Source organism: Saprospiraceae bacterium (genome assembly GCA_016712145.1).
Taxonomy (GTDB): Bacteria; Bacteroidota; Bacteroidia; order Chitinophagales; family Saprospiraceae; genus Vicinibacter.
This window is the reverse complement of record JADJRO010000003.1, coordinates 841,401-855,497: the sequence shown is the minus strand read 5'-3', so window position 1 is coordinate 855,497 and position 14,097 is coordinate 841,401. Positions and strand designations below refer to the sequence as shown.

General features: G+C 37.0%; 12 protein-coding genes, 1 tRNA gene and 1 pseudogene. 8 read left to right on the top strand and 6 right to left on the bottom strand.

The genetic code is table 11. The annotated features are described in order from the left end of the window. Window positions 1-124 precede the first annotated feature (124 nt). The gene (locus IPK91_16220; GenBank protein ID MBK8298786.1) at window positions 125-901 is read left to right on the top strand and encodes a phosphopeptide-binding protein; all 777 of its coding nucleotides are present in this window, start codon (window positions 125-127) and stop codon (window positions 899-901) included. Window positions 902-977: 76 nt separating this feature from the next. Further along, window positions 978-1,051 (top strand) — tRNA-His (locus IPK91_16215). Between the two features lie 159 nt (window positions 1,052-1,210). Here the strand turns inward: IPK91_16215 and IPK91_16210 are convergent. Then, window positions 1,211-4,054 carry a CRTAC1 family protein gene (locus tag IPK91_16210; protein MBK8298785.1) on the bottom strand — a complete coding sequence of 948 codons (2,844 nt, stop codon included), beginning with the start codon at window positions 4,052-4,054 and terminating at the stop codon, window positions 1,211-1,213. Window positions 4,055-4,086: 32 nt separating this feature from the next. On the opposite strand from IPK91_16210, the gene IPK91_16205 reads away from it, so the two are divergent. Further along, a complete protein-coding gene (locus IPK91_16205; GenBank protein MBK8298784.1) occupies window positions 4,087-4,896 on the top strand; it encodes a class I SAM-dependent methyltransferase in 810 nt (269 codons plus the stop codon). A 2-nt stretch (window positions 4,897-4,898) separates the two neighbouring features. Here IPK91_16205 and IPK91_16200 read toward each other — a convergent pair whose 3' ends face one another. Next, window positions 4,899-7,529: an AAA family ATPase gene (locus tag IPK91_16200; protein ID MBK8298783.1), complete on the bottom strand. Its 2,631-nt coding sequence runs from the start codon at window positions 7,527-7,529 to the stop codon at window positions 4,899-4,901. A gap of 141 nt (window positions 7,530-7,670) precedes the next feature. Between IPK91_16200 and IPK91_16195 the strand changes: the two genes are divergently transcribed. The 5 genes and pseudogenes from IPK91_16195 to maf all read left to right on the top strand — a co-directional run bounded on the left by IPK91_16195 (window position 7,671) and on the right by maf (window position 10,390). Beyond that, window positions 7,671-8,012 (top strand): 2Fe-2S iron-sulfur cluster binding domain-containing protein, encoded by a 342-nt coding sequence (locus tag IPK91_16195; protein ID MBK8298782.1) that lies wholly within the window; start codon window positions 7,671-7,673, stop codon window positions 8,010-8,012. A gap of 11 nt (window positions 8,013-8,023) precedes the next feature. Beyond that, window positions 8,024-8,272 (top strand): Fe-S cluster assembly protein IscX, encoded by a 249-nt coding sequence (gene iscX / locus IPK91_16190; GenBank protein ID MBK8298781.1) that lies wholly within the window; start codon window positions 8,024-8,026, stop codon window positions 8,270-8,272. A 121-nt stretch (window positions 8,273-8,393) separates the two neighbouring features. Continuing rightward, a pseudogene (locus IPK91_16185) lies at window positions 8,394-8,887 on the top strand (HAD-IIIA family hydrolase). Next, window positions 8,881-9,798: a UbiA family prenyltransferase gene (locus IPK91_16180; protein ID MBK8298780.1), complete on the top strand. Its 918-nt coding sequence runs from the start codon at window positions 8,881-8,883 to the stop codon at window positions 9,796-9,798. The pseudogene IPK91_16185 and the gene IPK91_16180 overlap by 7 nt, the downstream one beginning before the upstream one ends. After that, on the top strand, window positions 9,788-10,390 hold the full coding sequence (gene maf / locus IPK91_16175; protein ID MBK8298779.1) for a septum formation protein Maf: 603 nt from the start codon (window positions 9,788-9,790) through the stop codon (window positions 10,388-10,390). Before IPK91_16180 ends, maf begins: the two co-directional genes overlap by 11 nt. Here maf and prmA read toward each other — a convergent pair. The 4 genes from prmA to IPK91_16155 form a co-directional block, all read right to left on the bottom strand. Beyond that, the gene (gene prmA, locus IPK91_16170) at window positions 10,353-11,195 is read right to left on the bottom strand and encodes a 50S ribosomal protein L11 methyltransferase (GenBank protein ID MBK8298778.1); all 843 of its coding nucleotides are present in this window, start codon (window positions 11,193-11,195) and stop codon (window positions 10,353-10,355) included. The genes maf and prmA overlap by 38 nt on opposite strands. Before the next feature lie 2 nt (window positions 11,196-11,197). Beyond that, the gene (locus IPK91_16165; GenBank protein MBK8298777.1) at window positions 11,198-12,073 is read right to left on the bottom strand and encodes a bifunctional 5,10-methylenetetrahydrofolate dehydrogenase/5,10-methenyltetrahydrofolate cyclohydrolase; all 876 of its coding nucleotides are present in this window, start codon (window positions 12,071-12,073) and stop codon (window positions 11,198-11,200) included. Between the two features lie 209 nt (window positions 12,074-12,282). Next, window positions 12,283-13,737, bottom strand: a complete 1,455-nt coding sequence (locus IPK91_16160; protein MBK8298776.1) for a GWxTD domain-containing protein — start codon at window positions 13,735-13,737, stop codon at window positions 12,283-12,285. A gap of 1 nt (window position 13,738) precedes the next feature. Beyond that, window positions 13,739-14,092 carry a hypothetical protein gene (locus IPK91_16155; protein ID MBK8298775.1) on the bottom strand — a complete coding sequence of 118 codons (354 nt, stop codon included), beginning with the start codon at window positions 14,090-14,092 and terminating at the stop codon, window positions 13,739-13,741. Window positions 14,093-14,097: the final 5 nt, after the last annotated feature.

Below are 14,097 nucleotides of genomic sequence, written 5' to 3'. Positions count from 1 at the left end.
ATTCTTGACAGTCTAAATTGATCGTTCCGGTTCTTTTCTACCATTTAAACGTTAACAGCTGCCAAATGGCAGCTGTTTTATACGAATTCCCCTTAATTTTAGAGCCTTATTAATTTTTATAGGTATGAAAAATCTGATCGTTTATTCTTGTTTAACACTTATGGGCTGTCTAATGTCTTGTAAATCTAAAACTGAAAATGCCCAAGTGCCGGTTGAAGTCCCCAAGGACAGTATCCAACTTGTTGCTTTTGAGCCCTCTGCAGCATTTTATGATGCAGCCATTAGTAAGATGGATTATCGCGAAGGACAATTTAAGTTTGCTATTTCCGGCAATTATCAATTAGGGCAACAAACACCGGACGCACCTCAAAAAATGTGCGCCAACTCGGATAAAGGTCAACACATTCACTTGATTGTGGATAATAAACCCTATGAAGCCAAATATGAACCTGAATTTCATTATAAAATTGAAGATGGCAGTCATTATGTACTCGCCTTTCTTTCTCGTTCCTACCATGAGAGTATCAAAAACCCAAAGGCTTCCGTATTGATCCATGCAGAAGTCAAGGACAGCTCCTTTATGAAGCTGAGTCCTGTTGATATGCCTATGCTATTTTATTCCCGACCTAAAGGGACTTATATTGGAAATGACACTAAAAAAGTCATGCTTGATTTTTATTTGGCCAATTGTCGGTTAGGTCAAATGTTTAAAGTAAAAGCTGAGATCAATCAGCAGGAATTTATCATTGACAAATGGCAACCCTATTATTTGACAGGTTTGCCAATGGGTGAGAATAAAATTAAATTAAGTTTACTAGACAGTGCCGGTGTTCTGGTAAATAACCCATTTAATCCGGTAGAACGAACTTTTACTTTACAAGCTGAACCGGGTCAGAAATAATTTTGTTTATCTTTGCATTCCTTTTTTAAGAAACCAGGAAAACGAATGCGTTCTATGGTCTTTTAAGAATCACATGGTGGTTGTAGCTCAGTTGGTTAGAGCATCGGTTTGTGGTTCCGAGGGTCGTGGGTTCGAATCCCATCATCCACCCCTTTAAAGCCCCTTTTTGGGGCTTTTTTTATTTAAATCCATAAAACTAATCGTATCGCTAAAAAGGGGTTCGATTTATTTTAGTTCAATTTTTACATATAACAGCTTGGATCCTATTGATTTTATATCAACTTGAATCCCCATCAAATCTGAATTAAATCAATGACCCGTTATAAAAATTTTCCGGATAGCAGATTGATCCAAATCAGCAGCATTGATTCTAATAAAATACAAACCTGGTGGAAACATTTCGGTATGAATTGGGTCACTCGCAGTACTGCTTATAAATTGACCCAATAAACTGCCATCCATTTTAAGTATTTCAATCTGATAAAACCCATCAATCCCTTCAATGATTAGTTCATGATTTGAATTAATGTAAAGTTTTAGATTCTTTGCCAATACGTCCTGATTGGCATCGGGAATTAATACTACTGGAAATTCAACCCGTTCACTTTTACAGACCAAATCGTTGGAGCGGACTACCCAATCGTAGAAATAATAATAGTAACTATCTCCTTTGTCAGATGTGTTGATCCGAATTTTATCTTCAATAAAAAATGGGTAATAAAAATTCTGATCGGATCGATACAATCTAGGACTGATAGATCCAAAAACAGCGGTGTTTTGTATTGAATTGGTTGTCAATTTATATGGTTTTGCTGCTGCGGGTATATTAAAACCAAGAAACACCTGATTGCGTCCTTTGACTGGATTAATTTCTTGTTGTTGAATCACCACTCCCTTTGCATCTAATAATTCAATGATTCGTTTCCCGGGATCATCTGTATAAACCGTGATAGAATCCAAAATCACCGGATTAAAAACCGTAAACAACATTTGATTATTAATAAAAGCAGCATGGTAAGGTCCGGAGCTGTAGCTTGGTGTTTTTAAACCTCCATGTACATTTGGATAGCTGTTTCTATTAAAAAATTCAAGCCAATACGATGTTGATTGCAACAAACTGTCTGTAGTAAAAAAAGGTCCATTTGCTATTGGAAATAAATCGTCTTTGTTTCGATACCAAAAACAAGAATCCGCGCCACCATTTAAAATTCTGGGACCTGATTTATAGGCTGTATCTGGTTTTATTTGAGGAGGATTTGGGGGGTCAAAAACTTGAACATTCAGCGTGTCAGAATATTCCAAATCACAAATCCCTTGTCGAATGGCGTAATACAATCCTCTTGTTTTTATTGTTATTGAAGCAGCGCTATCTGTTGTAGACCAGCGGACCGATTCTTTGGGGCTCAATGCCAATTCCAATTCATCTCCGGAACACAAATATTTAGTAAATCGGTGGTTTAATTGAATTTGATTTTTGGGATTCAGATAAACTGAAACAGGATCTGAAATAAAAAAACAATTATTAGAATCTCGCGCAGTATAAAAGTAAACACCTTCTTTAACCAGCTGGATCTTATATGAATTGCTCCCTGTATTCCAATGAATATCCCGGAAGCTATTGTCTGCAATTAAACTGGTATCGATGGTACCACAAAAGAATAATTTGTTGGGATTTGTTCGATCTATTATCTGATAACATTCACCTTCATAAAAATTATAATGCGTGTTTGGAGTCAAATCGTAGAAAACTTCCTGTAAGCCGGATGGCCAATAAATATAAACACTGTCAACACGTTGCGCCTTAGCCAATCCAAAATAAACAGCCAGACTGTTTTGAATTCCATAAGATTCACCTGCATGAACTTCTCTGATTTGAATGGTACCATTTACAAACAATTTAATTTTTGCTCCAATTCCATTGCGATTGGAACGAGTCCCTTCAAAATTAAATTTTATATAATTATTTCCGTTTGATGGATTGAGCCAAAGCTTATCTTGTTTATTTGAAGGCGCGTTTAACAGATCTGCATAACTCGCATAGACATCCATTCTGCCGTCATTATTAAAATCTCCTGTGGCACAACTTGAAAAAGCTTGAGAAAATGCTTCTATGTCTAATTTTTCGAATTTAAAGCCTCCCAGATTTTGCCACAATTCAGTGCCTGTGCCGGTTAGTAAGATATCTAAATCACCGTCATTATCATAATCAAAAGCCACTGCTTGCAGTGCGATTCCATTGTATTCCAAACCTGCACTTGCTGTAACATTTTCGAATCTATGATCTGCAGTCTGTTTAAGTAAATTGCAAGGAGTATAATGGTTGATAACAAAAACATCTGTCAATCCATCGTTGTCAAAATCTTCAAACAAACTGGCCCAACTTTGATCTCCAATATCCAATCCACGAATTACGGTCTGGTTCATCCATGATTTTGTTAAACTATCATAAACATAAAACAGATTGAGTCTTCTGGGATCTCTGGGATCATTTACGCCTGGTTTACATTTTGAAATATACAGATCAGGGATCCCATTCCAGTCAAAGTCAGTCCAAATGATGCCATAATTACCCGCTGAATTCCCGACACCAGGTAATTCTAAATCAATCAAACTGTTGTTACGTATCAGTTGGCCTGTTGAATCATTTAGATATACCCGAGACGCAGCATTGTCATCGCAAATCGTGAAATCAATCCAGCCATCCCGGTTTATATCAAAAAAGCATGCTGCTTGGGAGAAAAAATAATCAACATCAGAAATTTTATCAGAAAATCCTGTTGAAGATTGATATAAAATATGGACTTGTGTTCCTTCTCCACTTAGTGCGATGTCATTGTAACCATTTCGATCAACATCTGCAACATTAATTGAATAGACTGCTGTCAGACTGTGAAATGGCAATTCAGTCCAAAAAAAATGGGCTGAACCGTCATTGATTCCGTACCATAATTTTTTAGATTGGTCAAGTATTAATAAATCATCGGTTACATCCCCGTTGACATCTGCAGCAGCGATTGCAATCCCACTGAAAAATGATTTACCTAAAGCGTGTTCGTTCCAGAACGATTGTGCCGAAACAAACTGATGTAAAACCAATAAAATTATTGATAAGCAGGTTAAACGAATCGGGTGTAGCTTAAATTTGCTTTTCATAGTATGCAAATATATTAAAAAAATTATAATATTTGAACTCCCTACTGATTCAACGCCTGATCCTGTATAGCCGCTATTATTTGAGTGCCAAAAGCATATTTCAAATGCATGCACCCTATTTGTATGAATTGCTACAATTTGTTTATGATCCGGACAGAAATTATTATGATTTTATAAAAATCCATGAGGCATCAAAATCCTTAGAATCTAATTATAATTTGATCTCTGAAACTGATTTTTCAAAAACACACCAACAGGCAGGACTAAGCATTGGAGCCATGTATAAGAAATCCGGACATACATTGGCAGCCTATGAGTGCTTGTATCGTTTGATTACTTTTATTAAATCTAAAAATAGTTTGGAGCTTGGTGCATCTGTCGGAATGAGTGGTTTAAGCATCGCACTGGCTAATAAATACGGCAATCATACCAGCGTTGAAGGAAATCGTTCGCTCGCTGAATCAACGAATTGCTTATTTCAAAATTATGAACTGAATAATGCTTATTGTTTGCATGCCCGTTTTGATCAATTTTTATCAAATAACCCAAATTCCAATTTGTTTGATTTTGTATTTATCGATGGGGATCACCAATACCAAGCGACCCTGAATAATTTTAATACGTTGGTTGATATGCTTACAGAAGATGCCATCTTGCTAATAGATGACATTCATTGGTCAGCAGAAATGCATAAAGCCTGGATGGAATTGTGTCGGCACCCATCCATACATAGCAGTTTGGAAATGATGCGATGGGGTTTATTATTTAAATCAAAAAAATTAACAAAAGGTCACTTTAGTTATATTCCAGCGTTTTATAAACCCTGGCAAAAATTTATCTGAAATTACTTCATAAAACCTAAACGAGGCCTATTAAATACATCCCGTCTGTCTTTTCCTGGAACAAACGACAAGACGTCTTCTAATTCAATAATTGTTTGATTCGTTTTTAAAAGCTCATTTTCACTTAAATTGGAAAGACGAATATTTTGGAAGCGAATTATTTCTTCACATATAGACCGAATCACCCTTGCATTGCCAAAAAACTTGTCTTTGCTATCAAAGAGATAGGCTAAATAAGCCCGTAAATGGGTATCCGCCGCATCGCTGATATGCAAACTTACATCCGTAAACATTTTCATTGCAATCATAAACAATTCCTCTTCGGAATAGTCTTCAAATTTTAGAATCTTATCAAAGCGACTGCTTAATCCCGGATTTGACTTTAAAAAGAGTTCCATAGAATCCGTGTATCCAGCCACAAAGACAAAAAACTGTCCACGTTGGTCTTCCATCCGTTTCAAGAGGGTTTGAATGACCTCACTTCCGTAGTCAGCGTTTTGTTGGTTTACAGAACTGAGTGAATACGCTTCATCGATAAATAAAACGCCTCCCATGGCCTCTTCAATTTTTTCTGCGGTTTTAATAGCAGATTGTCCAATGTATCCTGCAACTAAACCCTGGCGATCGGTTTCTACCATGTGACCGCGTTCTAAAATTCCAAGGGCTTTGTAAATCTTTGCTAATATTCTTGCAACAGTACTTTTTCCTGTTCCAGGATTTCCCAGAAACACCGTATGCAGAAAATGTTGATTTAAAACTTCTTTACCTGATTTTCTTGCAAATTGAACAATCCGAACCAATTCACGGATTTCTTTTTTTACTTTTTCTATTCCAACCAGTTGGTCTAATTCAACCAAAGCAGTTTGCAATAATTCCTGGTCTACTGGAATTAATGGTTTAACGTGAACAGGCTCCAATTCGATTTTTTGCACATCTTCCAGGGTCACGCTGCTTAATAATTCCACCTCCAATTCCTGTGGTGCGCTATTTGACATTACCCGGATTCCCAGATTTATTTTTGCTTTTTCCACCAGATCAAAAACAAGTCGCGCGTTACCAAAGGTATTGTCCCGGTTGCGATACGCTTCAAGGATAAGATGCTGTAATTCTTCCACAGCGTCTGTTTGAAACTGAACCCCTTTGCGCATCATCGCAAAACTTGCAATTTCATAAAGTTCCTGAGGCAAATAATCAGGAAATTCAAAATACAATTTAATTCTAGATTTTAAACCGGGGTTTGAATCCAGAAAATAGCGCATTTCTTTTGGATAACCCGCCATGATTACGGCAAGATCCCCAGGTCCATTTGACATTTCTTTTACAAGAATTTCAATAACTTCTCTTCCAAAATCTTTGCTGTCATCATTGGTTCTTGCCAAGGCATAAGCTTCATCAATAAATAAAACGCCTCCTCTTGCTTTTTCAATAACTTCTTTGACTTTTGGTGCGGTTTGTCCAATATATTCTCCAACCAGTTCTGCGCGATCGGCTTCATAAACATGTCCTTTAGAAAGCACGCCCATCTTGCGATATAAACGACCCATCATTTTTGCAATGGTCGTTTTACCGGTTCCAGGATTTCCATAAAACACAGAATGCAAAGCCAATTTTTCTTCCTCCCGTATTCCTTTTTCTTGTCTTAATTGTAAAAATTTAACGTATTGCGCATGCTCGCTTACTTTTCTTTTAATATCCTGTAATCCGATTAATTGATTCAACTCAGATAAGATGTCTTCCAATTTTGATTGATCGGACTCGATCCCGGGCAATACGATGGGATCAGATATATGCGGAAGTGTTATTGGAGCAATTCCTTCTTCAAATTCAAAAGCCACCTCAAAAGGCATCACAGCCAAGAGGCTTTCCATAAATACTATTTCAACAGTATATAATCCTTCCCACCAGGATCCTTTCACATTAGAACCCCAACCTGCGGTAATTAATATTTTTTCATCTTCTCTGCGTACCGGAACCAAACGGGTTACTTGCCCTTTTAACTCGCGAGACTCATTTAGAAATTTCACAAAGAGTTCGCATTGCCAATGAGCTTGAACACTTTTATTGTCCAAGACCAATTCTGCATAGATATATCTGGTTTCTTCTCCGTTAAATGTTTTTACATAATTCCGTTCTTCTTGAGATACATCTTCAAAAGGACCCTCATACAATTTAAGGGATTGCAATTCAATATACGGTCTGTCGGTTTCTGTTTTAGATACTCCAGGATCTTCAATATAAAAATACTTGCTTCCTATTTTTTCTCCATCCATCCAGGCTTCCCAATAATAACTGCCTTTCTTCCAAAAAGAGCCCTCCTTCTTATTTCCCCAACCTTCCCGAATAAAGACCGTGTGGTCAAATTTTGAAATTTTACGCCGGAAACTCAGATTGCAAACTTCTTTCTTGGTTTTAATTAAACTAAAGCATTTTAATTCGATGTCGGTCTCCCAGGATTCTTTGTCAAAATATTTATTAATAAATGAAAGTTCCACATAGATATAGGATGTATCAAAGCGATCGAATACCTGGCGGTACTTTTTTTTATTATCAGCCAGCCATTCTGTAGATGCGTAAACCTTTAGTTCTTTAAACTTAAATTTTTTGGTTTCGGGAATTTTGATTTCTTCTTCCATTTCGGTTTATACCAGATTCAAGAATAAATATATAACACATTTATTCAAAATTGGATGGTTCAGCCAATTTTTTAAAAAATCCTGAATTTCCTTAAAAAATGAACTTTTAAGCGGACTTCGTGTTAAGCTTTCAGTTTTATAATGGCCAGAATACATTTTATTTTTGAGGATAAGAGCATTGACGATCGGGTTGTCGAGTGCGCTGCTTTGGATAAATCGATCCTGGAAATTACTGAAGAACACGATATTCATCTCAATCATAATTGTGGTGGCGTTTGCGCTTGTTCAACCTGCCATGTATATATTCATTCCGGAGAATCCTTTTTAGAATCCATTTCAGATAAAGAAGAAGATTTTATTGATCGGGCAATCAATCCCAGGCTGGAATCCCGTTTAGCATGTCAGTGTATTTTACTGGATGAACATGCTGATATCAAAGTTGAGATTCCTGACCAAAAAAGAATTATTGGACACGAACATTAATACGTACAAGCATGTCATTTAAAGAAATTGAAAATTTACCCATTCATTGGGCAGATCATGAAGACATCGCCATGGCGTTATATGAGCGCTTTGGAAGTGAATTTAATGAAGGAAAAATATACAGAATTCGTTTCACCGATTTAATTGAATGGGTATTGGAAATTCCGAATTTTGAAGGACATCGCGATGCCTGCAGCGAAGCACATCTGGAGCAAATCCAAGCCAAGTGGGTCTATGAATGGAGGGATAATAATTCGTAATCCTGTTCAAAAAAAACCAACAATCCCTGCTATAAATTTTATTCCTATTTTTTAGCAGAGAAATTCGAAATTAAAAATTTGTAAGCTCAACGAATATTCGAGATTCATATACCTTTAATGCATGAATGTATATCAGCTTTTTCCAAAAATCAAGGCCATCGTAATGGACATTGACGGGGTTTTAACAGATAATAAAATCCTGGTAACCGAAGAAGGCCAATTTTAAGGAGCATGAATGTTAAAGATGGTTATGCCATCAAACGGGCTCTCCAGGCAGGTCTTAATGTTGGGATAATTTCAGGAGGTCGTTCTGAAGGTACACGCATTCGTTTTGAATTATTGGGTGTTAAAGAAATTTACCTTGGAGTTGAAAATAAATTGGAAGTCCTGAATCAACTTTTAAAATCATGGAATATGGAACATTCAATGTGTGCCTATGTTGGAGACGATTTGCCGGATCTTGAAATCATGAAACGGGTAGAACTCCCTTGTTGCCCATCAGATGCTGTACCTGAAATTATTTCCGTTTCAAAATACATCTCTTCTGCAAGCGGTGGCAATGGCTGCGTTCGTGAAATCATTGAAAAAATCTTACAAGCACAGGATTCATGGTAATCAAAGCCTGGAATCGCCTGCTTCGATTGCCTAATTTATTTATTCTGGCTTTGAGTCAATTTTTAGTATTTCGCTTTTTAATACTTCCATTTTTTGACCCGGATGAATTGACTTTAAATTTCAATCAGTTTTTATTGCTAATTCTCGGATTTACTATGGTTTGTGCTTCCGGCAATGTGATCAATGCAATTTATGATCGGCATTTAGATGCTACACAGGAATCCCATTTTATTATTCCTAAATATTTTAGCTTGCAATTTTGCTGGATGCTCTATATAAGTTTAATTGGAGTCGGTGCAGCAATTAGTTTTTATTTGGCCAAAACAAGCCACCAAACGCTGTTGTGGTGGATCTATCCGTTTAGTGTTTTTTTACTTTGGATTTACTCTTATAAATTGAAATGTTTTCCTGTATTGGGTAATTTAATTGTTGCTGCTTTTACCGGGCTTGCGCTGCTTTTTATCCCCTTTGCATTCCGTGAGAATTTAAATGATTTACGAATGCTCGATTATTCTTTGTGGGCTCAGTTGAATTACCGGTTTTTAATGCTGGGAATATTTGCAATGCTTTGCAATTTGTGCCGTGAGCTCTGTAAAGATCTGGAAGACTCTATTCCGGATCAAGCCCAACAATGCCAAAGTACGGCCGTTTTCTATGGAATACCAACTGCGAAAAAGATGACGTTGTGGTGTATGTTTGCATTGGACGCGCTATTGGTTCTTGACATGATTCGTCAACCCACAGCCTTCAATCAAGTATTAGCCATTGTATTTGCATTAGCTCCGGCAAGTTATTGTTCCTTTCAATTATATAAATCATTTCAACAAAAGGATTTTGCTCATGTCAGTGCATCCTTAAAATTTCTAATGCTTTCAGGATTAATTCTATTTTGCGTATTGTATGAATTCTAAAATTAATTTAAGGAAAATAATTCTTGCATCTAACTCTCCAAGGAGATTTCAATTGATGCAGGAATCCGGATTTTGGTTTGAACAACGGAGTTTTGATTTTGAAGAAAGCTACCCGGATGATCTGGCGGTATTTAAAGTCGCACAACATATTGCTGAAAACAAATCAAAGCATGCCATTCACAGCATCGCTCCAAATGAGATCTTATTAACTGCTGATTCAATTGTGGTACTTAATGACCGGGTTTTTGGAAAACCTTCAGATTTTGATGAAGCGTATGCTACGCTGGCACATTTATCTGGTAAAAAACATCTCGTTTATACAGGGGTGTGTCTCCAGGACCACCATAAAAAAATAGCATTTACCGGGAGTTCTGAAGTTTATTTACGCCCATTAAATCATGAAGAAATTTGTTGGTATATAGCGCAGTATAAACCCTACGATAAAGCAGGGGCATATGCTGTGCAAGAATGGATTGGACTTTGTAAAATATCTCACATACATGGAAGTCAGGCAAACATTATGGGTTTGCCAACTGATTTAGTTTACGAAGGACTTAAATCTTTTGATGGGGCATTGGTTTTTCCGCAATAATGCAAATCCATTCTCCTTTTTGCATGTGACTTTTATAATTTAAACCAACAGCATGTATTTGGTGGTTCATATCATCCAAATCTTGATGAAGAAAACCAGATAAAATGATTTGGCCGTTTTGTTTCAAATGTTGTGACAATATGGGCAAGGTATCCAATAAAATGTTCCGGGTAATGTTGGCTATAATCAAATCAAATTCCATTTTTGGAATTATATCTGCAGATCCCAAATGCACTTGACCCTTTTCAACAAAATTCAATCGCAAATTTTCCTGGGTATTATCGATACATAAAGGATCATTGTCAATAAAAACCACTTGATCTGCATGATGTTTGGCAGTAAGAATTCCAAGGATGCCCGTACCGCAACCAAAGTCAAGGACTTTTTTATTGGAAAAATCCTGATCCACTATATAAGATAAAATCATGGAAGTGGTTTCATGATGCCCCGTCCCAAAAGCCATCTTTGGAAATATGATAAGTTCCTCTGTATAATTTGGATCGCCAGGATGAAAGGGAGCTCTAACGATTAATTTAGTTTCAATTGTATATGGAGTAAAATTAGATTCCCATTCTGCATTCCAGTCTTTTCGTTGATGCTCGATTTTATAAAAAACGAGTTTGTGTTCTATTAGGTAGGATTCAATTACTGTTTGTTTTTGCAAGAGGTCTTCCCCTTCCAGAAAAGCTTCCAATGCATCTTCGTGTTCCTGAAAGGCATCAGCTCCCAACTCTGATAAAACTGCAAGTAATAAATCAAAAGACTCCGGACTGGTTTCAATGCGGTACGAAATGCAATCTACCATGGTTAATATACTTTACTATAGGCGCTCCAGGTGTTTTCCAACAACGCCGTGATTGTCATCGGACCTACGCCTCCGGGTACAGGTGTAATTGCACTTGCTTTTCGGGAAACTTCATTAAAATCTACATCCCCAACCAAGCGATATCCTTTTGATACTCCCGGGTCCTCCATTTTATTTATACCAACATCGATTACTACAACACCTTCTTTAACCATATCTCCTTTCACAAATCCAGGAATTCCCAAAGCAGCAATTAATATATCCGCACTCAGACAAATTTCCTTTAAATTGGATGTACGGCTATGAGCGATCGTTACGGTTGCATTGCCTGGCTTGGTTTTTTTAGACATCAATAAGGCGATGGGGGTACCGACAATATTGCTTCTCCCCAATACCACGCAATGTTTTCCTTCAGTATCAATTTGATAACGATCAAGCATCATCATAATCCCCATGGGTGTAGCCGGTTGAAATGCTTTAAATCCCAAAGCCATTTTTCCAAAATTATTGGGATGAAATCCATCGACATCTTTTATCGGATTGATCGCCAAATTAATTGCATGTTCATCGATGTGTCTGGGCAAAGGGAGTTGCACGATGTAACCGTCCAGTTGATCATCCTCGTTTAATTTGGCAATAATATCCAACAATTCGGATTGGGTAGTTGCAAGTGGTTTCTTAATCAAACTTGATGCAAAACCGACTTCTTCGCAAGCGCGCATTTTATTTCGTACATAAGCCTGACTGGCAGGATTATCCCCAACGATGACCGCTGCTAAATGAGGTGGCCGAATGTCATTCTGACAAAACTGGATGACTTTAGCCAAGATCTCCTTTCTTATAATCGTTGATAATTTATTGCCGTCTAATAGAAGCATAGGGTTTGAATTGTGGAATTTATAAATTTGGAGTGCAAATATAGGGAGGATGCTGTTAAGCTGTTAAGCTGGGAAGCTATTAAGCTGTTAAGCTGGGAAGCTGGGAAGCTGGGAAGATTCGTGTTTAAAAGCTTATACCTTGTAAGCTTATAAGCTTACTAGCTAATTAGCTAGATCATGTTGCTTGCAAAACAAGTACATAGCTCGTCTTAATTGTAGAAGTATTCGCGTGCTCTCCGATTGTATCCATCTGGAATGGAGTTGGCATCGATCGGATTGTTGCCACGCACTTCCTGAAGGGCATTTTTATAGAGTTCAAGTTCCCAATTCTTATTGTGTGTTTCTCCATGTGCCGTTGAATGCAGTAAACGAAAATCACTTCCAGCTAGATCCGGATTGTAGAATAAAAATTTTACATTGGTTTGGCCCGTTTTAATAATTTTATTGTACTTCCAAATTTCATAGGGAAAGGCTCCGTTGTCTTTGTCTTCAGCAATTTGTTCGTCTGGCTTTCCGTATCGTAAATAAATACTTCCACGTGCAGTTTCAAAACCATAACCAAAGCCTGAATAAAACATGGCATCCAACTTTCGGATATATTTTAAAAATTTATCAAAAGCAATTCTTGCCGTGTCGGCCTGATCACTCCAATACGCAAACAGAAAAATCCTTTTTTCTTCTAGTTTTTTATCCTTAAAAAAATTATTGAGAATATCGACATCCAGGCTTGATATCAAGGGATACATGGCTCGCAAGCTATAGTCTATAATTGGTTCTGATAAGGTATCAAAAAACTGATGATCTTCTACTTTGCTCGCAACCAGCTTAGCAATTTTATCCCAAAATGGGTTAACCCGGTTAAATTCAGTAAATGATTCTGCAACTTCTTTAGAAGATTCATTCAATAATTTAACTGTTAAACGATAGGTCCCGCTGGTTAAATTACTGATGTCGTGTTTAAGATAATACGCATCAAAATTTCGACCGGTGCGTGCTTTGTGCCATTCTTGTTGTACTATAAAATTTCCAACGGAATCTTGCTTGGATAAATTGAATCTATAAAAAAATCGTTTACCAAGTTTATCACAAGTATACGTTTCAAAATATGCACAAAGTAACTTCTGTGTTTCTTTATATACGTTATAAGGCAACGGTTCGCTTATAAAACCATTTTTATAAAATAAATTATTGGTGTCTTTTGATTCTCTGATTACTGAAGCCAATTGTAAATTAGACACATGCGGTTTTAACGGAATGTTTTTTATTTCAACCGAGTCTAACAAGCTCAACTCTCTGCTGGGATCCCGGAGATCTTCGATTTTAGTTTCTAAAATATAATTTCCTGCCGGGAGCTGCCACCGAACGAGGTGAATCATATCGTGCAAACTTTTTTGAGGAGTTGAATTTAGCAACAGACGTTCTGCTTTGACAATGTTGCTGTCTTTTCTCAAAATCAGGGTTACTTGGGATTCAATAGATAACAAACTATCCCGTTCGATATTTTTTGTAAATCGATCTGCTAGAATGTGCAATCTGATTTCAAGATAGGGAGATAGCTCGGTGGTATAAAAAACATTGGATTGCACAAAGGCCTCTATACCCTCTTTAGAATTGCTCATGAGCAAACTGGGGAGAAAAAGAAACCAGACTATCCACTTGTTCATCCTATTCTTTCTTTAATTTGAAAAGGAATTCCGTTTTCTGAATTTTTGTTTTCATTACAATTACACCCAGCTCCGGAGTCCTTTCTAAGTGAAACGTATAATCCATGCCTTTTGTTAATTGCAAAACATTTTTTGTCAATTGATAGCCAGCCTGATTTTCACCACCCATAAAATTGGTAGTCAGTATGTGTTGGTCAAAATAGAAAAAGGCACCTTCCAGGGTATTCGTTTTTTTATTATTTCGAAGCGCTTCAATCACAATCCATTTTCCAATCAATTCGTCCTGTTTAATGGAAGTATCACTTACACAGGAGGTTAGGAACAGGCAGACATAAATAAAAAATAAAAATCGCATGATTA

Bases quoted from the DNA above. Each gene is read 5' to 3' on its own strand.
- IPK91_16220 (MBK8298786.1), top strand. From the start codon at position 125: ATGAAAAATCTGATCGTTTATTCTTGTTTAACACTTATGGGCTGTCTA.
- IPK91_16210 (MBK8298785.1), bottom strand. From the start codon at position 4,054: ATGAAAAGCAAATTTAAGCTACACCCGATTCGTTTAACCTGCTTATCA.
- IPK91_16200 (MBK8298783.1), bottom strand. From the start codon at position 7,529: ATGGAAGAAGAAATCAAAATTCCCGAAACCAAAAAATTTAAGTTTAAA.
- IPK91_16195 (MBK8298782.1), top strand. From the start codon at position 7,671: ATGGCCAGAATACATTTTATTTTTGAGGATAAGAGCATTGACGATCGG.
- iscX (MBK8298781.1), top strand. From the start codon at position 8,024: ATGTCATTTAAAGAAATTGAAAATTTACCCATTCATTGGGCAGATCAT.
- IPK91_16180 (MBK8298780.1), top strand. From the start codon at position 8,881: ATGGTAATCAAAGCCTGGAATCGCCTGCTTCGATTGCCTAATTTATTT.
- maf (MBK8298779.1), top strand. From the start codon at position 9,788: ATGAATTCTAAAATTAATTTAAGGAAAATAATTCTTGCATCTAACTCT.
- prmA (MBK8298778.1), bottom strand. From the start codon at position 11,195: ATGGTAGATTGCATTTCGTACCGCATTGAAACCAGTCCGGAGTCTTTT.
- IPK91_16165 (MBK8298777.1), bottom strand. From the start codon at position 12,073: ATGCTTCTATTAGACGGCAATAAATTATCAACGATTATAAGAAAGGAG.
- IPK91_16160 (MBK8298776.1), bottom strand. From the start codon at position 13,737: ATGAACAAGTGGATAGTCTGGTTTCTTTTTCTCCCCAGTTTGCTCATG.
- IPK91_16155 (MBK8298775.1), bottom strand. From the start codon at position 14,092: ATGCGATTTTTATTTTTTATTTATGTCTGCCTGTTCCTAACCTCCTGT.